This is a genomic window from Mycetocola sp. Y791 (genome assembly GCF_059445325.1).
Genome location: NZ_JCAIUC010000003.1, coordinates 575,219 through 595,544 on the forward strand (window position 1 = coordinate 575,219; position 20,326 = coordinate 595,544).

Here is a 20,326-nt window from a genome sequence, read left to right on the forward strand (position 1 = left end):
TCTCCTCGCGTGTGATGTTCAGCCAACGATGAACTCCGCGACGAGAGGGCTATGAGCTAAGCCTCGCCGCGGCAGCTAAGAAGGAAGGCACCGAACAACACAGAAACAGGCTAACACCACGGGCGTCGCCCCCGCATCGCTTCTGGGCATTTTGATCCCCGAATGGTGCCTCACACGAAAATCTGCTCGGTTCGGTACTCCGCGCGTGGGGCGGACCCGAGCGAGATGCCAGTCCCCGGCGGCCACGGTCAGGACACAGGCGATTCCGGGGTGATGAGCCCGTGCTCGTAGGCGAAGATGACGAGCTGGACCCGGTCACGCAGAGCGAGCTTGCCGAGCACCCGCGAGATGTGGGTCTTCACCGTCGCTTCGCTGAGGAACTCGCCCGCGGCGATCTCGGAGTTGCTCATTCCTCGCGCCGCGAGAGCGAAGATGCCCTTCTCCCTCGCCGTGAGGCTTTCGAACTGGTCGGGTACGGGCCGGGTCGGCGACCCCCCACCGAAGTGGCTGAACAGCGCCTGGGTCGCACCGGGCGCGATCACCGCGTTGCCTGCGTGCACGGTGCGGATGGCAGCGAGGAGAAAACCGGGCTGGGTGTCTTTGAGCAGGAATCCGCTGGCGCCGTTGCGCAGGGCGTGCGCAGCGCCCTCGTCGAGATCGAACGTTGTGAGAACGATAATACGGGGCGGCACCGTGCCGGCGGCATCCGCTTGTTCGAGGATCGCGATGGTGGACTGGATGCCATCCATCACCGGCATCCTGACGTCCATCAGGATGACATCGGGCTGGGTCTCCCGCGCGAGCGCGAGGGCCGCTCTCCCGTCGCCGGCCTCGCCGACGAACTCGAAGTCGGCTTGCGAGCTGACCAGCATGCGGATGCCGGCACGGAAGAGCTCCTGGTCGTCAACGAGGGCGACACGAATGGTCTCACCGGTCATCGGATTGCTCCCATCTGAGCGAGGTTGGGGACGGGGACATAGGCCGAGACGACGAACCGGGAGTCCTCGGTGCGTTCAGCGGTAAACCAGCCGCCGACGAGGGCGGCGCGCTCGTGCATTCCCGGTAGTCCGTGCCCGACACCGTCCGGCGACGAGGGAACCGGGGCGATGAGGTTGTCCACGCGGACGGCAACTCCCGTGCTCTGCCAATGCAGGTCGACACGCACCGGTTCGCTTCGGTTGCCGTGTCTCAGCGCGTTCGTGAGCGCTTCCTGAAGGATCCGGTAGATCGCGATCTGGTGGCCGGTCGGTAGCTGAGGCTGGGCACCCGAGATATTCACACGCACGTCGAGGCCCGCGCCCCTCATTTGTTCAAACAGAGCGTCGAGGTCGGTGAGCAGTGGCTGGGGGCCATCGCCCTGCCGGTGCCTCAACTCTGCCAGCAGCAGCCTCACGTCCCCGAGCGCGCCCCGTGCCGTCTCGGCGATCGTTTCCAGCGTCGAGTCCATGGCCTCCGGGTCACCCTTCTGCGCGTATCGCGCCCCATCTGCCTGCGCGATGACGACCGCGAGGGAATGCGCGACGACGTCGTGCATGTCACGGGCGATCCGGTTGCGCTCCTGCTCAACGACGACGGTCTGCTCCGCCAGTCGCTGCTCCTCCTGCGCTTGTCGACGGCGCACACTCTCCGCCTTCGCCGCCTGCGACGTGCGCACGAGCAGGCCGATCGTCCACGCCAGCGTGAAGACGAAAATGGCGGCGATGGAGCCGAAGACCGAGGCGATGACGACCCCGGGGAAATCCGCCATCTGCGTCAGGTCGTATCCCGTGGAGAAAAAGATAAGCGACGTGTATGTTGCCGCGACCACTCCGCCGACGATCGCCGAGGCGAGCCCGGCCCATCGGACCCAGGTGCCTCCGTAGCACCCTGTCGCGTACAGCACGGCGAGGATCGCCAGGTTCGAGGGAACGGGCTGCATGGCGCCGGTGAGCTGAACGGCAACCGCGAGCCAGGCCACCGCAAGCGCGAGGCCGGGCGACAAGCGGCGCAGCGCGAGCGATGCGGTCATGCCGAGTGCGACGATCACGGGCGCCATTCCATCGCTGAACGGCAGTTCTACCGACGCAACGACGAGTCCGAACAACGCCGCGACAACGATGTCGACGGTGATTTGCGGCGGCGAGAGACGACGGAACATATCTCCACGCTAGTTCCCGTCGGAGCCGTGACGTGGCTATCCGGTACATCGGGAGGTGAAGATCATCCTCCCGATGTACAAATCGCTAGAACCCGAGGCGTCCGAGGAGCTTGGGGTCCCGCTGCCAGTCCTTCGCGACCTTGACGCGCAGCGACAGGAACACCTGCTTGCCGACGAGCTTCTCGATCGGGATGCGGGCCTGCTGGCCGACATCGCGCAGCCTGGAGCCGCCCTTGCCGATGATGATGGCCTTCTGGCTGTCACGCTCGACGAAGATGTTGGCGTAGATGTCGAGGATGTCCTTGTCCTCTCGGTCGATCATGTCGTCGATGGTGACGGCGATCGAGTGCGGCAGCTCATCGTGGACGCCCTCGAGTGAGGCCTCGCGGATGTACTCAGAGATGCGGTCTTCGATGCTCTCGTCGGTGACGGCATCCTCGGGATAGAGAGCCTCCGATGTCGGCATGAGCGCGATCAGCTCCCGGACCAGAATGTCGAGCTGGATGCTGCTTGTCGCTGACACAGGAATGATCAGGTCCCAGTCGCGCAGCTCCTGTACCGCGGCAAGCTGCTCCGCGGTTGTGGGTCGCGGCGCGGCGTCGATCTTGGTGACGATCGCCACCTTCTTTGCCCGGGGGTACTGGTCGAGCTGCTCATTGATGAACTTGTCGCCTGGGCCGATCTTCTCGTTGGCGGGGACGCACAGGGCGATCACATCGACGTCGCTCAGCGTCGACTGCACGAGGTCGTTGAGGCGCTGCCCGAGAAGAGTTCGCGGGCGGTGGATGCCGGGGGTATCGACGATGATGAGCTGGCCGGATTCGTCGTGCAGGATGCCGCGGATCGCTTTTCTCGTTGTCTGCGGCTTCGAGCTGGTGATCGCGACTTTCTGCCCGACGAGTGCGTTGGTCAGTGTCGACTTGCCGACGTTGGGCCTGCCGACGAACGAGACGAAGCCCGCGCGGTATCCGTTGTCGGGAAGGATCTCCCGTTCCGGCTGGACGTGCTCCGGCTGCTCCTGCTCCTGCTGCTCCTTCTGCTCCTGCTGTGCATCGGGCTGGTCATTCTGCTGATCGTCATGGGTCATGACTACTTCTCCTCTGATTGTTCGAAAGATTCCTGCACGTCCTTGAGAGCTTCTGTTCGCTCCACGAGGATCGTGCTGACGCCCTTGCGGCGCCCTTCTGTGCGCTCGGCGGTGAGCACGAGTCCGTCGGTCTCGACCGCGGAACCCGCGACAGGCAAGCGCCCGAGCAGTTTCGCGAGCAACCCGCCGACCGAGTCCACCTCGTCGTCGTCGAGTTCGAGGTCGAACAGTTCGCCGAGTTCGTCGACGGGCAGCCTGGCATTGACGCGATACCTGCCGTCGCCGAGGTCCTCGACATCGCGGCTGTCCGCGTCGTACTCGTCGGAGATGTCGCCAACGAGTTCTTCGAGCAGGTCCTCGAGGGTCACCAGGCCGGCGATCCCGCCGTACTCGTCGACGACCATGGCGAGGTGGTTCGACTCCAGCTGCATCTGCTGGAGCAGCGAGTCGGCCTTCTTCGACTCCGGCACGAAGAGCGCCTCGCGGGCCAGGCTCCGTACCGTGACGCTGTTGGCTTTGGCGTCACCCTCGTGAACCAGCCGGACGACATCCTTGAGGTACAGGACCCCGACGACGTCGTCGACCTCGCCGTCGGTGACGGGCACCCGCGATACCCCGGTGCGCAGGAAGAGGCTCATTGCCTGCTGCACGGTCACGGACGCGTCGACGGTGACCATGTCCGTGCGGGGGATCATCACCTCGCGCACTACCGTCTCGTTGAACTCGAAGATGCTGTGGATGAGTTCGCGGTCGTCCTCCTCCAGCACGTCGAGTTCGGTGGCCTCGTCGACCATGCTCAGGAGCTGCTCTTCGCTCGAGAATGACGCGTTTCGAGCGACTCCGGGGGTGACGCGGTTACCGAGCGCGACCAGAGCGTCGGCGAGCGGGCCGAGAAGCACCCGGATGAAGCGCACGAGTGGGCCGGCGAGTCGCAGGATGGCGTCGGCGTGCGTGCGGCCGTAGCTCCGCGGGCTGGCCCCGACGAGCACGAACGAGACGGCGGTCATGATGAGCGCGGACAGGAGCAGGACGAGCCACTGCTCCTCGAGGCTGAACGCAAAGGCCAGTGTGACGAGTACCGCCGCGGTCGTTTCGGCGAGGATACGGATGAAGTTGACGGCGTTGAGGTGCGCGTTCGGGTCATCCGCGATGCCCTGCAGTGCCGCCGAGTGTCGTGAGTGGGAGGCGAGTTCGGCGATGTCAGCGCGTGACTTGACGCCGATCGCGGCATCGACGGATGCCATCAGTCCGCCGAATGCGACGAGGACTATCGCGACGGCTATGAACCAGAAAAGTGTCATGGCCTAGGAACGGCGCTCCTCAATACTGAAGCCAAGCAGGATGTCACGCTGGATTCCGAACATCTCCCGCTCCTCGTCCGGTTCGGCGTGATCGAATCCGAGCAGGTGCAGGATGCCGTGCGTCGTGAGCAGCAGCAACTCCTGCATTGTCGAGTGCCCGGCCGTCTCAGCCTGCGCCTCTGCGACCTGCGGGCACAACACGATGTCGCCCAACAGTCCGGGCGGAGTAGGCGCATCCTCTGTCCCAGGCCGCAGCTCGTCCATGGGAAAGCTGAGCACGTCGGTTGGACCCGGTTCGTCCATCCACTGCACGTGCAAGTGCTCCATGGCCGCTTCGTCGACGAGCACGATGTTGAGGTCGGCCTCGCTCGAGACGTGCATGACACCGAGTGCGTAGTCAGCCAACCGGAGAATCACCGACTCATCGACGGGAATCGCTGATTCGTTGTTGATCTCGATACTCACGAGCTGGTTCCTCTTCTCTTCGCACGGTCGCGGGGTGTTGATCCCCTGCGGTCGGCCCGGTTGGCAAATTCCTGAGCCTGGCCACGCTCGAAGCGTTCGGCCTGCTTCACCTGGTCGTACTCGCTGTAGGCGTCGACGATCCGGCCGACCAGTGTGTGCCGGACGACGTCATCGCTGGTGAGGCGCGCGAAGTGGATGTCGTCGATGCCGTCGAGCACCCGGGTGACCAGGCGGAGCCCGGAGGCACCGACCGGGAGGTCGACCTGGGTGATGTCGCCGGTGACGATCATCTTGGAGCCGAAGCCCAACCGCGTCAGGAACATCTTCATCTGCTCCGGCGTGGTGTTCTGGGCCTCATCGAGGACGATGAACGCGTTGTTCAGCGTGCGGCCGCGCATGTAGGCCAGCGGCGCCACCTCGACGGTGCCGGCGGCCAGGAGCTTGGGGACCAGTTCCGGGTCCATCATCTCGTTGAGCGCGTCGTACAGCGGGCGCAGGTACGGATCGATCTTGTCGGTGAGGGTCCCTGGGAGGAAGCCGAGCCGCTCCCCCGCCTCGACGGCCGGCCGGGTGAGGATGATGCGTTCGACTTCCTTGCGCTGAAGGGCCTGCACGGCCTTCGCCATGGCGAGGTAGGTCTTTCCGGTTCCGGCTGGGCCGATCCCGAACACAATGGTGTTCTCGTCGACGGCGTCGACGTACTCCTTTTGCCCCAGGGTCTTGGGCCTGATCGTCTTGCCGCGCGAGGTCAGTATCGCCTGGCCGAGCAGCTCAGAGGGACGGCCAGACGCGTCGTCGAGAATCCGGGCGGACGAGCGCACCTCGAGCGGGTCGAGGTCCTGGCCCTGCTTCACCAGCTCGATGAGCTCCTGGATCAGTGTCCGCGCTGCCTGCACCTGCTGGGGGTCGCCGGACAGGTTGATCTCGTTGCCGCGGACATGCAGCGACACACCGGGGTACTGGGTCTCGATCGTGGTGAGCAAACGATCCTGTGCGCCGAGGAGCCTGACCATGGCGACGCCGTCGACGTGGAGGCTTGCTTCGGACGATTCGGATGCCGACGGCGCCGCTGCGTCGCGGTCCTGGGCCGCCCGGTTGGGCGTCACCGGCTCGCTCGAGCCGGAAAGGTCGTCAGAATCAGGCAAGTGTTCCCTCTCCAAGAGTCCCCGCGAGGACGTGTGCGTGAACATGAAAAACTGTTTGACCGGCCGAAGGACCGGTGTTGAAGACGAGGCGGAATTCTCCGCCAGCGCGCTCGTTCGCGAGTTGCTGGGCGAGAGCCACCATCTCGGCCATCAGGCCGGGGTCGCCCGCGGCGAGCTCTGCCACGTTCCGGTAACTCTCCGTCTTCGGAACGACGAGCAGGTGGACGGGTGCCTGCGGCGCGATGTCCTCGATGGCGATCAGGGAATCGGTCTCCGCGACGATCGTTGCCGGGATCTCGCGCGCGATGATGCGGCTGAAAATGCTTCGCTCAGTATCGGACATGGTTCTATCCTACGAACCGGGAGCCGGTTGTGGACCGGCTTGACAGGTCACCAGCGGCCGAGAGCAACGTTGAGGACGGCGAGTGCCGCCGGGCCGGCGGACGACGTTCGCAGAACTGTGTCTCCGAGCCGCACCGCCCGGGCTCCCGCAGTGGTCAGAGCGGCGAGTTCTTCCCTGCTGATTCCGCCCTCGGGCCCGACGACGAGAACAATGTCCCCACCGGATCCGTCGGACGCAGGGTCGAAGTCGGAGAGCTTGTCTGTTGCGGTCGGCTCGAGCAGGAGGACGCGGTGCTCAGCCGCCATCGAGGCCAGTGCCGCCGTGCTGACGATCTCGTCGACGGACGGGACGAACGAACGGATGCTCTGCTTCGACGCTTCGCGGACGATGGTTTCCCAGCGCGCCCTGCCCTTCTCCTTCTTCTGCCCTTCCCACCGGGAGACACTGCGTGCCGCGGCCCACGGGATGATCCGCGAGACGCCCAGCTCTGTTGCCGCCTGGATCGCCAGTTCGTCGCGGTCACCCTTGGCGAGTGCCTGCACGAGAACCAGGCCAGGGGCCACCGGCGCGTCCTCCCGAACGGAGGAGACACGAACGCCGACCCGGCCGGCCTCGATGGTCTCGATGACACCCCAGGCGAGCAGCCCCCTGCCGTTGCCGACGAGAAGGTCGTCGCCGACCTTCGCCCGACTCACCGTCGTCACGTGCTTCGCCTCGGGACCGGAGAGCTCGATGAGCTCTCCGGCCCGCGATTCAGAGAGCGCCTCGTTCAGGTAAAGGTTGGCCACGCGCTAGCCCAGGAACTTATCGCGAAGCTTCGAGAACAGGCCCTGCTGGAAGTGACCCAGCTGGGTGTCCTGCTGCTTGCGCCCGGCCGCGAAGGCCTTGATGAGTTCCTTCTCTCGGTGGTCGAGTTTGGTCGGCGTGACGACCTGGATGCCGATGCGCAGGTCACCCCTGCCGTTACCGCGCAGTTTCGTCACACCGCGGCCCTTGATGGTGAGGACCTCGGAGCTCTGGATTCCCGGCTTGAGATCGAGATCGACATCACCGTCGAGCGCGTGGATTGTGGTCTCCACGCCGAGGATGGCATCCGTCATCTGCACGTCGAGCGTGCAGAGCAGGTCATCACCGTTGCGGCTGAAGATCTCGTGGTTGCGGACCTTGATCTCGAGGTACAGGTCACCGTGGGGTCCACCGGCCTGGCCGATTTCTCCGCTGCCCGGCATCTGCAGCCGCAGTCCGGTGTCGACACCGGCTGGGATGTCGACGGGCACCGTGCGGCGGGCGCGAACCCGGCCCTGGCCCTGGCAGGTGACGCACGGCGAAACGATGATCGTTCCGTAGCCGCGGCAGCTTCCGCAGGGGCTCGACGTCATCACGTTGCCGAGGAGCGAGCGAACGGCGCGCTGGATCTGGCCGGAGCCGTGGCAGATGTCGCAGGTGATGGGAGAGGTTCCCGGCTGGCAGCACGAGCCCTGGCAGGTCTCACACAGCACTGCGGTGTCGACCTCGAGGTCGCGGTGCGTGCCGAAGATGACCTCGTCGAGGTCGATCTCCACGCGGAGCAGCGCGTCCTGGCCGCGTTCGCGGCGGGACTTGGGGCCGCGCTGCTGGGTTTGGCCGCCGAAGAAGGTGTCGAAGATGTCACCGAAGCCGCCGAAGCCACCGGCCGCTCCCTGGCCGGAGCCGCCCATGTCGTACTGCTGGCGCTGCTTGGCGTCGCTGAGCACGTCGTAGGCGTGCGTGACCTGCTTGAACCGCTCAGAGGCATCCGCCCCGGGATTGACGTCGGGGTGCAGTTCTCGTGCGAGCCTGCGGTAAGCCTTTTTGATCTCGTCGGTTGTCGCCTCGCGGGACACTCCGAGTACTTCGTAGTGGTCAGCCACTCATGGCCTTTCGTTGTCTGGGAAGCACATGTGCTCGACGAGCTTCCTGGGTATTCGCGCCGAGCCGCGCGCAAGTGTGACTAGTTGTCGCCGATCTGGCGAGAGAGGTAGCGGGCTACCGCGCGAACGGCGGCAAGGTTGTTCGAATAGTCCATTCTCGTCGGTCCGAGGACCCCGAGCCTGGCAAGTTCGCCAGCAGAGGAACGATAGTTGCTTGTGATGATCGACGTCTCACCGAGTCCGAAGGACGCGTTCTCACGGCCGATGCTCGCCGAGACGCCGTTGGCATCCGTGTCCATCTCGCTGAACAGCCGAAGGAGAACCACCTGCTGTTCCAGTGCCTCGAGGACCGGGTAGATGCTCCCGGAGAAGTCGTCTTCGGTTCTGGCGAGGTTGGCGGCGCCGGCCATGATCAGCTTGTCGTGGCGGTACTCGCCGAACTGCTCAGCGAGCGCGGACGTGATCCGCGCCATCAGTTCCTTGTCGAGCTGCGGGCTCGACTCGACGAGCGAGTCGAGCGTCGACGACGCCTCCTCGACCGGGAGTCCGACGAGCGACGAGTTCACGCGGGTCTTGATGGACTCGAGCAGTTCCTGTTCCACAGGATCGCGGATCTCCACGACCCTCTGCTCGACACGACCGGTGTCCGTGATCAGCACGGTCAGCAGCCGGTGATCGCTCAGAGCCACGATCTCGACGTGCCTGACCGTCGCACGGGCGAACGACGGGTACTGCACGATCGCGACCTGGTTGGTGATCTGCGAGAGCAGCCTGACCGTGCGGACGAGCACATCATCGAGGTCGACTGACTGGCCGAGGAACGCCTCAATCGCCTGCTTCTGGGCTGCGGACAACGGCCGCCGCTCAACGAGCTGATCGACGAAGAGCCGGTAACCCTTGTCGGTCGGGATCCGCCCTGACGACGTATGGGGCGCACTGATGAGGTCTTCCTCTTCGAGCTGGGCCATGTCGTTGCGAATGGTGGCGGCACTCACACCGAACGAGTGACGATCGACGATCCCCTTCGAACCGACGGGCTCACGGCTTGCGACGTAATCCTCGACGATCACGCGAAGCACTTCGAGGCTTCGTTCGGAGACCATGTCCGTCTTCTCCTTCGCTGGTTTCGGGCGTTGATTCTGGGCGTTGATTGTGGGCACTGACTCGCGGATGCCGCACGCGGAGTTGGCGTTGGCACTCCATACTCCTGAGTGCTAATTCTAGCGCGGAGACACGCCGCGTCGTAATTGCGCTCAGCGTTGCCTGTATGGGGGCAACGGCAGTACCGTTGGGTACCACTAGGCGCACACCCCCGCGGACGTTCGTCGACGCGGCTGATACCCAGCGTCCCCCTCATCGAAAGGCCATGCCATGACCGACCCCAACACGCCTTCCCAGCCCGATCCGTCACACGGACAGGGCCAGGACGGCGGACAGGTGCCACCCAGCTACCAGGGAGGGCCGGTTCCACCGCAGCAGCCATACGGTGCACCGCAGCAGCCCCCGTACGGCGCACCGCAGCAGCCGCCATACGGCGCACCACAGCAGCCATACGGCCAGCAGCAGTACGGCCAGCAGCAGTACGGCGGCCCCACCCCGCTGACGCAGGCCGATGACAAGCTGTGGGCGTCGCTCGCTCACTTCGGCGGCGCGCTCGGAGCCTTCCTCGGTGCGGGAACCGCCGGGTGGATCGCCCCGCTGGTGATCTACCTGGTCTTCAAGGACCGCGGACCTTTCGCTCGCCAGGAAGCCAAGGAAGCGCTGAACTTCCAGCTCACCGTGACGATCTTCGTCATCGGCCTGTACATCCTCGGCGCGCTGCTCACGGTCGTGCTTATCGGGCTGCTGCTGTTCCCCGCCGCCTGGATCGTCGGCGTGCTCGGCATCATCTTCGGCATCATCGGCGGTGTGAAGGTCAACAACGGTGAGGCATACCGCTACTTCTTCGCGTTCCGCATGGTGAAGTAGCCCACCCACTCGTCAGGCGGTCAGCCGCCGAACGACAACGTCGGCCAGGAGCCGCCCCCGCAGGGTCAACTCGATTGTCCCGGCGAGGGCGGCTCTGGCGTTAACCAGGTCGTCGGCGATCAGGCCGGCCACGGCGACCCGGGCCTCGCTCGGGAGCGACCGCACGGCGATGCCCTCACGGATCCGGGCCCCGAGGAGAACGCGCTCGAGCTCGCGGGCCTCCGGGTCGAGCGTTTCCCTGCCTACCGCGGGAGACACGCCCTCGGCGATCCGGCCGGCGTACGCCGCAGGATGCTTGACGTTCCACCAGCGCACCCCGCCGACGTGGCTGTGTGCGCCAGGCCCGATCCCCCACCAGTCCTGGCTCCGCCAGTAGGCGAGGTTGTGCCGTGACCGCGATGACGGCGAGGTCGACCAGTTGCTGACCTCGTACCAGGAGAATCCCGCGTCGGCCAGCCGGGAGTCGATCAACTCGTACATGTCGGCCTGGAGATCCTCGTCCGGCAGCGCGAGGAGTCGTGACCTGATCTGCCTGGCCAGCTTGGTTCCCTGCTCGACGATCAGCGAATACGCCGAGATGTGATCCGGCTGCGTCGCGAGCGCGGCATCCACTGACACGCTCCAGTCGTCGATGGTCTCACCGGGAGTGCCGTAAATCAGGTCGACGCTCACCTGGAGGCCGGCCTCTTTGGCCCAGTCGACCACGAGGGGTACGCGCTCGGGGTCGTGGGTTCGCTCCAGGGTGGCGAGCACCCGCGGAACCGCTGACTGCATGCCGAACGACACACGAGTGAACCCTGCGTCGGCGAGCTGGCGGAGGTAGTCGGCATCGACAGAGTCAGGGTTCGCTTCGGTCGTGATCTCTGCGCCAGGCGCAATGCCGTGGTGAGCGCGAACAGCATTCAGCATGCGTACGAGGTCGGCGGCCGGGAGCAGGGTCGGCGTTCCGCCGCCGAAGAACACGGTGCTCACCTCGCGGCGTGGAAGGCCGGAGTCCCGAAGAACCCGTGCGGCGAACGCGACCTCGGCGGCCGCCTCGTCGGCGTAGTCGGACTGTTTGGCGCCGCGCAGCTCCGTCGCGGTGTAGGTGTTGAAGTCGCAGTAACCACACCGCACGCGGCAGAACGGAACGTGGAGGTAGAACGCGAGCGACCGCGACTGAGCGCCGTCAGCAACGGATGCCGGAAGGCATCCGTCTGGCGGAGCGGGATCACCGAGCGGAAGCGGGCCGGCCATCAGTGTGCCCCGGGTGCGTGACGAATCACCTAGCTGGCCGGGCCTGTCCACAACGGCGAGAGTGCGCGGAGGTACGCGGTCGTCAGTCGTTTGTGGCGCAGGGCCATCAATGGCCGAAGGATCCGGTAACGCAGTGCGAGCGGCCGCTTGAACGACCGGACCTGGAACCAGACCGAGTCGTCCTCGCGGCGTTCGATGCGGAACGCGTCTTCGCCGCTCACGCGCTTGCCACCGACGGTTCCGTATGCGAACGCGACGACGTTGGGCTCCTCGATGAGGTAGACAACCCTGATCTGCTCATCGACCGTGAATGAGCCGATCCTGCCGTGCAACCGGGCGGTGGTGCCTGACGTGATGTATGGCGTGCCGTCAGCGCCGAATCGCTGCTCCGTGGAGACATGGATCGCTTCGAGCGGCGAGCCGTCTTCGGCGTAGCGGATTCCGCCGTAGCTCTCACCCGAGCTGGCCTGGACATCGTCGACGCGAAGGCCTGCGCCGCGCTGCACAGCCCAGGTCAGAAGCGAGGTGGACGCCGCCTCAAACCGTTCAGCTCCGCTGCCCAGGCGAATGGATGCCTCGTAGGGCACGAATCCCTGCGGCGGGTACTGCATGAGGTCGTGCGCCTGGGTGGCGCCGACCGCAGCGTAGTCGACGGGCTGGTCTTGAAAGTTACTCCGGCGCACTTACTTCTTTTCTTTCGCGACCTCGGTGTCACCGCTCAGTGCGGCGATGAACGCTTCCTGAGGCACTTCGACACGACCGACCATTTTCATCCGCTTCTTGCCCTCTTTCTGCTTTTCGAGGAGCTTGCGCTTGCGGCTGATGTCTCCGCCGTAGCACTTGGCGAGAACATCCTTGCGCATGGCCCTGACCGACTCCCTCGCAATGATACGAGCGCCGATGGCGGCCTGGATAGGCACCTCGAACTGCTGGCGAGGGATGAGCTTCTTCAGCCGTTCGGTCATCAGCAAGCCGTAGGCGTACGCCTTGTCACGGTGCACGATGGCGCTGAACGCGTCGACCTGCTCGCCCTGCAACAGGATGTCGACCTTCACGAGGTCTGCGGTCTGAGAACCGGACGGCTCGTAGTCCAGCGACGCGTACCCCTGCGTGCGGCTCTTGAGGTGGTCGAAGAAGTCGAACACGATCTCACCGAGCGGCATCGTGTAGCGCAGCTCAACGCGGTCTTCTCCGAAGTACTCCATGCCGAGGAGCGAACCCCGTCGGCCCTGGCACAGCTCCATGATCGTGCCGACGTAGTCCTTCGGGGCGAGGATGCCGACCTTCACCATCGGTTCCTCAACCGAGACGATCTTCCCGCTGGGGAACTCACTCGGGTTGGTGACGGTCACGGTCTTCTTGTCGTCGGTCGTCACTTCGTAGGTCACGCTCGGCGCCGTAGCGATGAGGTCGAGGTTGAACTCGCGCTCGAGGCGCTCGGTGACGATCTCGAGGTGCAGCAGGCCGAGGAAGCCGCAGCGGAAGCCGAAGCCGAGAGCGACGGATGTCTCCGGTTCGTAGTTGAGCGACGCATCGGAGAGCTTGAGCTTGTCGAGAGCGTCACGGAGAACCGGGTAGTCACTGCCGTCGATCGGGTACAGACCCGAGAAGACCATGGGCTTGGGATCGGTGTAGCCGGGAAGCGGGTCTGTGGACGGCTTCAGAGCGGTGGTGACCGTGTCACCGACCTTCGACTGGCGGACGTCCTTCACACCGGTGATGAGGTAGCCGACCTCGCCGACACCGAGTCCCTGGGTAGGAACGGGCTCGGGTGAGCTGACGCCGATCTCCAGCAGTTCATGGACGGCGCGCGTCGACATCATCTGGATGCGTTCACGCGGGCTGAGGTGCCCGTCGATCATTCGCACGTAGGTGATGACGCCGCGGTAGGTGTCGTAGACGGAGTCGAAGATCATCGCGCGGGTCGGCGCGTTCGGGTCACCGACGGGGTGCGGGATCCGCGCGACGACACGGTCGAGCAGCTCTTCGACGCCGACACCGGTCTTGCCTGACACCTTGAGCACGTCATCGGGCGAGCCGCCGATGAGGTTCGCGATTTCCTTGGCGTACTTCTCGGGGTCAGCGGCCGGAAGGTCGATCTTGTTAAGGACCGGAATGATCTCGAGGTCGTTCTCCATCGCGAGGTACAGGTTCGCAAGCGTCTGTGCTTCGATGCCCTGTGCGGCGTCGACGAGGAGAATGGCGCCCTCGCATGCGGCGAGAGAACGGGACACCTCGTAGGTGAAGTCGACGTGGCCGGGAGTGTCGATCATGTTGAGTGCGTAGGCCTGGCCGTCAACCTCCCACGGCATCCGCACTGCCTGGCTCTTAATGGTGATGCCGCGCTCGCGCTCGATGTCCATGCGGTCCAGGTACTGGGCTCGCATGTCACGGTCGCTCACAGCGCCGGTGACCGACAGCATCCGGTCTGCCAGCGTCGACTTGCCGTGGTCGATGTGCGCGATGATGCAGAAGTTGCGGATGAACGACGGGTCGGTAGCGGCAGGCTCGAGTGCCTTCGCAGCTTTGGGGCTCACGCGTTCCTCAGTGTCTCGTTGTGGAGTGGACTAACTCCCTATTGTCCCATGCCCCGGCCTCGCGTCGAGCCGCGACCGCGACGAAGCTGCCCGGCTGAGGTGCCAGCCTCTGGCATCGCCATTCGGGAGGGTGCAGGATGTGGGAATGGCCGCGTCCCCTCCGATCGTCCTCGTGCACGGCATCCGTACGTCCGGAACCATGTGGCGCGCGCAGGTCGAACAGTTGCGCGCCTCGGGGTTCGAGGTGACCGCGATCGACCTGCCCGGTCACGGCACACGCATGGCAGAGCCGTTCAGCATCGAGGCCGCCCACGCCGCCATCGACGACGCCATTGACGCGTTTGGGCGGCCGGCGCTGCTCGTCGGGTTGTCGCTCGGAGGCTATATCGCCATCGACTACGCAGGCAGCCACCCCGATCGGGTTGCCGGGCTGGTCGCGGCGAGCTGCCTCACCCTCCCCCGCGGGCCGGGCCTCTGGGGTTACCGGGCGCTTGCCCGGCTGATTCACCGCCTGCCCGACCGCGGCGCGTGGCTCAACGACACGATGGCACGGCTGTTCCTCCCGCCAGCGGGGTTCGCCGACATGGCCGCCGGCGGCGTGGCGCTCGACGTCATGGATACCGCCCTCGGGGCGGTCGGCCGGCTCGACCCGATCGGAAGCCTCGCCCACTACCCGGGTCCTGTGTGGTTCGTCACGGGGAGCCTCGACCATTTCCGGCTCAACCAGAGGGCGTTCGCTGCCGCCAAGCCGCAGGCATCCGTCGTCGTCATCCGTGGGGCCACCCACCTCGTGAGCCTCATCAAACCGGAGGATTTCACGAGGGCGATCACGGATGCCGCTGCGACGCTGGGCGCGCAACCGTCGGAGATTTCCGGTAACAGCTGACGACTGGTAGAGTGACGTGTTGACTTGCGTGTGGATTACTCCGCACGATTTTCGTCGGAATGCGCCCTCTCTCGCTGACCGGCACTTCCATTCAGAACACAACGAAAGCGTATAAACGTGGCAAATATTAAGTCGCAGATCAAGCGAATCGGAACCAACAAGAAGGCAACCGAGCGCAACAAGGCGGTCAAGAGCCAGCTCCGTACCGTCGTGCGCCAGGCCCGCGAAGCCATCGTTGCCGGTGACAAGGTCAAGGCTGAGGCCACCGTGAAGACCGCGGGCAAGAAGCTCGACAAGGCCGTGAGCAAGGGTGTCATCCACAAGAACCAGGCAGCGAACCGCAAGTCGGCTCTCGCCAAGAAGGTCGCGTCGCTCTAAGCGTCCGTCCGCTTCGGTCCAGGGTTTCGACCCGGTCCAACAGAAAAGGCCCCGCTTCGGCGGGGCCTTTTCTATTGTCTTCGGTCCGCGTTTCTCTCGTCGGGGTCGTCCCGGGCGGGGTCAGCGCTGGTGGGGGTCAGCGCGGCAACCGGCCGCGACCGGAGACGGTGTGCACCATACGCTCGAGCGCGTAGACCGGGTCACGGCCCTCGCCTTTGACGCCGGCGTCGGTGTCCGCGAGCACCTGGAGGCACCTGCCGAGGCCCTCGTCGGTCCAGCCGGAGAGATCGCGGCGGGCGCGGTCGACCTGCCAGGGCGCGAGTCCGAACTGACGGGCGAGGTCAGCGGACGAACCGCGACCGCCCTGAATCTTCGCCATGGTGCGCAGTTTGCTCGCGAAAGCGGCGACGATCGGCACCGGGTCTGCGCCAGACGCGAGCGCGTGCCGCAGCCCGACGAGCGCCTCGGCGTAGCGGCCCGCAATCGCGGCGTCTGCCACCGCGAACGCGTTGGTCTCAACCCGACCGCCGTAATACCTGGTCACCGTCGCCTCGGTGACCTCCGACCCGCTGTCGGCGATGAGCTGGGCGCACGCGCCTGCCAGTTCGGCCAGGTCATCGGAGAACGCGGCGACGATCGCCCGCAGCGCTGCAGGGCGGATGGACTTGCCCGCTGCCTTGAACTCCGCCGCGGCGAAGTCGAACTTGTCGGTGTCTTTCTTGAGCTCGGCACAGACCACCTCGATGGCGTTCGCCTTGTTGGCGCGAACGGCATCGAGAAGCTTCTTTCCCCGCACCCCTCCCCCGTGCCTGAGTACCACGTAGGCACCTTCGGCGGGCGATTCGAGGTACGAGAGCGCATCGAGAAGAAACGCGTCAGAGCATTTCTCGACGTTCGAAACGCGGATGAGCCGCGGCTCGCCGAACAGTGACGGACTGGCGAGGGTGATCAGCTCGCCGGGCGCGTAGCTGTCTGCCTGTATGTCGTTGATCTCCAGGCTCGGGTCTTCGGCCTTGAGGAAGTCGCGGAGTATCCTCGTCGCACGCTCCGCCAGGAAGCCCTGGGTCCCCGAGACGAGGACAACGGGCGCCGGACGGACCTGGCTCCAGCTCAGCTGGGGAATCGCGACCTTCGTCGCCGTTCGAGCGGATGACCCGCCTCGTGCAGCTGCCACAATTCACCGTCCTCAATCACTCCAAGCTTACCCGCGCGCACCGACAGACTCAGTGGCAGCCTGGCTCCCCGCGCTCGGTCCAGACCGTAAGGGTGTCGCCAGACGGTGCGACGACGACGAGGCCGCACTCATCGGTCCGCAAAGGCGCGGTGCCCGCTGCCCGCAACGTGCCCAGGAGCGTCGGGGCCGGATGGCCGTAGTCGTTGTCAGCACCGACGGAGACCAGCCCGACCCTCGCGGCGATCGCCCGGTACAGCCGCCCGCTCTGGTCGGCTGACCCGTGGTGGGCAACCTTGACGAGGTCAACGGTGCCGCGAACAGTCCGCGTCGCGAGCAACGCCTCCTGCGCGCTCTCCGACAGGTCGCCGAGAAACAGCGACCGGATGCCGTCACCGTCGAATTCCAGGACCACACTTCCGTCGTTTCCCGAGGGCGGCTGCCTGGTTGCGCCCGGAGGCCAGAGCACCTGCCAGCCGAGAGCGCCGAGCCTGCCGGAGTCACCGGCAGCCACCTCGATGACCGTCGCCCCTCCCTCTGTGAGGTCGCGGAGCATCCGTTCGTCCGCAGCGTTCTCGGGCGGTGGTGTGAGAACTCTGTCGCTCCGGGCCACCACTGCGGCGACGCCGCCGACGTGGTCGAGGTCGAAGTGGCTCAGAAAAAGCAGGTCGATCCGACCAATGCCGAGCCGGTCGAGGCAGCGCCCGAGGGACGCGGGATCCGGTCCGGTGTCGACGAGAGCCGTGGCTCCCCCGCTACGGATCACGACAGCGTCGCCCTGACCAATGTCGCACGCTGCGTAACTCCACTCCCGCGGGAGCGCCAGCCGTGGCCCAACCCGATCGGCCAGCAGGGTGCCGGCGTATGCGCCCCCGATGACGACCAGCAGTGCGGCCAGCGCTGTGGCGGCGATCCGGTTCTTCCGCGCCACGGCGATCATCGCCCCGATCAGCACAACGGTGACCGCCACGAGTGCGAGGGCACCGCCGACCCCGGTCAGCCACGGCAAACGTGACGCGGGAAGCGACGACACCGTCGTTGCGATCCCGGCGATCCACGACGCGGGCACCCAGCCGAGCCAGAGCGCCAGCCAGGACAGCGGCGGCAGGATGCCAGCGCACAGGCACGCGAGCAAGCCGAGCAGGGTCGCCAGTGGCGCCGCGGGCGCAGCAAGCAGGTTGGCCGGTACGCCGTAGAGAGGCAGAGACGCGTCCAAGGTGATGACCACCGGCTGGCAGGCGAGCTGCGCAGCGAGCGGGATGGCGATGCCAGCGGCCACGGGTCGGGGCAGCCACGTCGAGAGGAACACGGCAATCGGCCGCGTGAGCGTCAGGAGTCCAGCGGTCGCGAGCACAGAGAGCACGAACCCGTAGCTCCGTGAGATCCATGGGTCGCTGATCACGATCACAAGCACGACAAGGCTGAGCACGGGCAAGCCCGCTGCCGGCCGACCGCCGCCGAGCGACAACAGCACCGCGACGGCCATGAGCGCCGCCCGGACAACGCTCGGCTCGGGCGTCACCAGGATCACGAACAAGCCAAGCCCCACAAGTCCCCCGCCGATCCTGAGCCACCGTGGCGCGCCCACACCGGACAGGACAAGGACGATCACGGCGACGATCACCGCACAGTTCGCGCCGGATACCGCGGTCAGATGACTCAGCGAACTGGTGATCATGTCACTGTCAAGATCGCCCGACACCCCCGTAGTGTCACCGATCGCGAGCCCTGGCAGGAGCTCTCCCCCACGACCGGGCAACTCCCCGGCTTGCTCGGCAAACGCTGCGCGCATGCCCGGCGCCCAACCCAACCAGGCGGGCGGCTGGGTCACCGGTGTGACCGCGCCACGGGCGAAGATCAGCGCCGCCGCCTGCTCCCCCGGCGGCGTCCACCTGGCCTGCCCGATCAATGACACTCGCTCACCGATCGAGGCCAGTCCGCTCGGCCCCACCTCAGCGAACACGACGACGGGAACCGACACCGACGCCGTCCGACCTCCCACCGTCAGTTCGGTCACCGTCCCCCGGATCCGTTGTTCCGTTCGGCGCTGTTCACCCGTCTCCGTCGACCGGTCCCACGGCGTCGCCGAAGTTCGACTCTGCAGGTCCGTCTTGTCGGTCACCGTGAGAGTGACGCTGACTCCCCGTCCGGAGTCGATGGCGTCGTTCAACAGGGGCGGCGAGCGTGATGCGTCGCGGACGGCGATCACGGATGCCACGAGCGCAACACCGAGGAGAGCCACCGCGAGCAAGCCCAGCCAGCTCTTTGAATGGGCCGGCCACCGTCCTCCGGTCCGCCGGCACGCCCGCGGAGGTCGCCGGTGAAGTGCGCGACTTTGACTACGTCGTTGCCGCCGCGTCAGGAGCGCGATACAAAGCAGAGTGAGCAGCATCCCGGCTGCTGCGACACCATCGGCGGTTGCGGGAACGCCGACCATCACGGCGGCCCCAATCCACGTTGCCGCTGCGGGCAGGACGAGCCGGTGCTCAGAGGCCAGCACTGTCATCACGGCTACACGACAGGGTCATGCCGTCCAGCCAACCTGCTCTCGGAGCTGGTGGCTCGGGCGCGACCTCACTGTGCACAACCGTTGAACACGCCGCCGTGTGAAGGAACCCGCCTCGCCTGAAGGCGCTGACACAACGCCGGACCCCGGCCCGATGAGGAGACCGAGGCCCTCGGACAAGACCTAGTATTCGAAGACTAGGCGGGCGGGAACCTTTCCGGCAAGCACCTCGGCGATCGCGTCATTGACGTCGTCGAGCGGTCGAGTCTCCGCAATTATTCGCGTGTGTCCGGCGGCGTGCAGCGCGAAGACCTCGGCCAGGTCCTGCCTGGTGCCGACAATCGAGCCGATGATCGAGAGGCCCTTGATCACCGTCTCGAAGATCGACACCGACATTTCCTGGTCAGCGGGCAGGCCGACGCAGATCAGGCGTCCGCCGCGGTTAAGCGACGCGAACGCCTGCTCGAACACGCGCGGAGACGCGGCGAGAACAAGCGCAACGTCCGCGCCGCCGATCTCACGGATGGCCTCAACGGGATCGCCTTTCGCGGCGTTCACGACGTGCTCGGCGCCAAGGTCCTTCGCCAGGTCCAGCTTCGCATCCTCGACATCTACGGCGATGACGGATCCGCCCATGATCCTGCCGTACTGCACAGCGAGGTGTCCAAGACCGCCGATCCCGAAGATCGCTACCCGCTCGGTTGGGACGATGTGGGCGACCTTGAGTGCTTTGTACGTGGTCACACCGGCGCAGGTGAGCGGTGCTGCCTCGATCGGAGAGATGCCCTCGGGCACGCTGACAACAAATCGTGCCGAAGCGACGGCGTACTCGGCAAATGCCCCGTCGACGGAGTAGCCGCTGTTGCGCTGGTTCTCACACAGTGTCTCGCGCCCGTCGATGCAGTATCGACACTCTCCACACGCGTAACCCAGCCACGGGATCGCCACCCGGTCGCCGACGGCCCTGCTGGTCACTCCGTCACCGAGCTTTTCGACGATACCGACGCCCTCGTGCCCTGGAACGAAGGGCGGACTCGGTTTGACCGGCCAGTCGCCGTGGGCGGCATGGATGTCGGTGTGACACAGGCCACACGTTTCCAGGCGGATAAGCACCTCGCCCGGTCCTGGCTCCGGAACGTCCCGTTGCTGGATTTCCAGCGGCTCTGTGAATGAGGTGACAACGGCGGCTTTCATGATGACTCCTTTGGAGGATACGAGGATGACGGAGTACGAGCGACGCGATGTTCAGACCACTGTCGACTCCGTGATGACCATCG

General features: G+C 65.8%; 19 protein-coding genes. 3 read left to right on the forward strand and 16 right to left on the reverse strand.

The window, feature by feature from the left end; genetic code table 11:
* Positions 1-248 precede the first annotated feature (248 nt).
* From AC1C2N_RS11785 to hrcA, 10 genes are all read right to left on the reverse strand, one after another.
* The gene (locus AC1C2N_RS11785; protein ID WP_495434083.1) at positions 249-938 is read right to left on the reverse strand and encodes a response regulator; all 690 of its coding nucleotides are present in this window, start codon (positions 936-938) and stop codon (positions 249-251) included.
* The gene (locus AC1C2N_RS11790) at positions 935-2,137 is read right to left on the reverse strand and encodes a sensor histidine kinase (protein ID WP_495434084.1); all 1,203 of its coding nucleotides are present in this window, start codon (positions 2,135-2,137) and stop codon (positions 935-937) included. The genes AC1C2N_RS11785 and AC1C2N_RS11790 overlap by 4 nt, the downstream gene beginning before the upstream one ends.
* 85 nt (positions 2,138-2,222) lie before the next feature.
* Positions 2,223-3,224 (reverse strand): GTPase Era, encoded by a 1,002-nt coding sequence (gene era, locus AC1C2N_RS11795; protein ID WP_495434085.1) that lies wholly within the window; start codon positions 3,222-3,224, stop codon positions 2,223-2,225.
* A 2-nt stretch (positions 3,225-3,226) separates the two neighbouring features.
* Positions 3,227-4,525, reverse strand: coding sequence for a hemolysin family protein (locus AC1C2N_RS11800; RefSeq protein ID WP_483404305.1), 1,299 nt, complete (start codon positions 4,523-4,525; stop codon positions 3,227-3,229).
* A 3-nt stretch (positions 4,526-4,528) separates the two neighbouring features.
* A complete protein-coding gene (gene ybeY / locus AC1C2N_RS11805) occupies positions 4,529-4,990 on the reverse strand; it encodes an rRNA maturation RNase YbeY (RefSeq protein WP_495434086.1) in 462 nt (153 codons plus the stop codon).
* A complete protein-coding gene (locus tag AC1C2N_RS11810; RefSeq protein WP_483404964.1) occupies positions 4,987-6,003 on the reverse strand; it encodes a PhoH family protein in 1,017 nt (338 codons plus the stop codon). The genes ybeY and AC1C2N_RS11810 overlap by 4 nt, the downstream gene beginning before the upstream one ends.
* A gap of 124 nt (positions 6,004-6,127) precedes the next feature.
* Complete coding sequence (locus AC1C2N_RS11815; protein WP_483404307.1) at positions 6,128-6,478, reverse strand: histidine triad nucleotide-binding protein; 351 nt, start codon at positions 6,476-6,478, stop codon at positions 6,128-6,130.
* Positions 6,479-6,525: 47 nt separating this feature from the next.
* On the reverse strand, positions 6,526-7,266 hold the full coding sequence (locus tag AC1C2N_RS11820) for a 16S rRNA (uracil(1498)-N(3))-methyltransferase (protein WP_495434087.1): 741 nt from the start codon (positions 7,264-7,266) through the stop codon (positions 6,526-6,528).
* A gap of 3 nt (positions 7,267-7,269) precedes the next feature.
* Complete coding sequence (dnaJ, locus tag AC1C2N_RS11825; protein ID WP_483404309.1) at positions 7,270-8,367, reverse strand: molecular chaperone DnaJ; 1,098 nt, start codon at positions 8,365-8,367, stop codon at positions 7,270-7,272.
* Positions 8,368-8,447: 80 nt separating this feature from the next.
* The gene (hrcA, locus tag AC1C2N_RS11830; RefSeq protein ID WP_483404310.1) at positions 8,448-9,470 is read right to left on the reverse strand and encodes a heat-inducible transcriptional repressor HrcA; all 1,023 of its coding nucleotides are present in this window, start codon (positions 9,468-9,470) and stop codon (positions 8,448-8,450) included.
* 268 nt (positions 9,471-9,738) lie between these two features.
* Here hrcA and AC1C2N_RS11835 point away from each other — a divergent pair, with 268 nt between their 5' ends.
* A complete protein-coding gene (locus AC1C2N_RS11835; RefSeq protein WP_495434088.1) occupies positions 9,739-10,335 on the forward strand; it encodes a DUF4870 domain-containing protein in 597 nt (198 codons plus the stop codon).
* Positions 10,336-10,347: 12 nt separating this feature from the next.
* Here AC1C2N_RS11835 and hemW read toward each other — a convergent pair whose 3' ends face one another.
* Genes hemW through lepA form a run of 3 tightly spaced genes read right to left on the reverse strand, consistent with a single transcriptional unit; the run spans position 10,348 to position 14,108 of the window.
* On the reverse strand, positions 10,348-11,571 hold the full coding sequence (gene hemW / locus AC1C2N_RS11840) for a radical SAM family heme chaperone HemW (protein ID WP_495434089.1): 1,224 nt from the start codon (positions 11,569-11,571) through the stop codon (positions 10,348-10,350).
* A gap of 29 nt (positions 11,572-11,600) precedes the next feature.
* Positions 11,601-12,254: a DUF1990 domain-containing protein gene (locus AC1C2N_RS11845; protein WP_495434090.1), complete on the reverse strand. Its 654-nt coding sequence runs from the start codon at positions 12,252-12,254 to the stop codon at positions 11,601-11,603.
* Complete coding sequence (gene lepA / locus AC1C2N_RS11850; RefSeq protein ID WP_495434091.1) at positions 12,255-14,108, reverse strand: translation elongation factor 4; 1,854 nt, start codon at positions 14,106-14,108, stop codon at positions 12,255-12,257. It abuts the gene before it with no gap.
* Positions 14,109-14,253: 145 nt separating this feature from the next.
* On the opposite strand from lepA, the gene AC1C2N_RS11855 reads away from it, so the two are divergent.
* The gene (locus tag AC1C2N_RS11855) at positions 14,254-14,994 is read left to right on the forward strand and encodes an alpha/beta fold hydrolase (protein ID WP_495434092.1); all 741 of its coding nucleotides are present in this window, start codon (positions 14,254-14,256) and stop codon (positions 14,992-14,994) included.
* A gap of 117 nt (positions 14,995-15,111) precedes the next feature.
* Positions 15,112-15,372 (forward strand): 30S ribosomal protein S20, encoded by a 261-nt coding sequence (gene rpsT / locus AC1C2N_RS11860; RefSeq protein WP_495434093.1) that lies wholly within the window; start codon positions 15,112-15,114, stop codon positions 15,370-15,372.
* A 136-nt stretch (positions 15,373-15,508) separates the two neighbouring features.
* Here the strand turns inward: rpsT and holA are convergent, their stop codons facing one another.
* The 3 genes from holA to adhP all read right to left on the reverse strand — a co-directional run bounded on the left by holA (position 15,509) and on the right by adhP (position 20,243).
* Positions 15,509-16,549, reverse strand: a complete 1,041-nt coding sequence (gene holA, locus AC1C2N_RS11865) for a DNA polymerase III subunit delta (RefSeq protein ID WP_495434226.1) — start codon at positions 16,547-16,549, stop codon at positions 15,509-15,511.
* A gap of 46 nt (positions 16,550-16,595) precedes the next feature.
* A complete protein-coding gene (locus tag AC1C2N_RS11870) occupies positions 16,596-18,785 on the reverse strand; it encodes a ComEC/Rec2 family competence protein (RefSeq protein WP_495434094.1) in 2,190 nt (729 codons plus the stop codon).
* Between the two features lie 447 nt (positions 18,786-19,232).
* Entirely contained in the window at positions 19,233-20,243 is a 1,011-nt protein-coding gene (adhP, locus tag AC1C2N_RS11875; RefSeq protein WP_495434095.1) for an alcohol dehydrogenase AdhP, read from the reverse strand.
* Between the last annotated feature and the right edge of the window lie 83 nt (positions 20,244-20,326).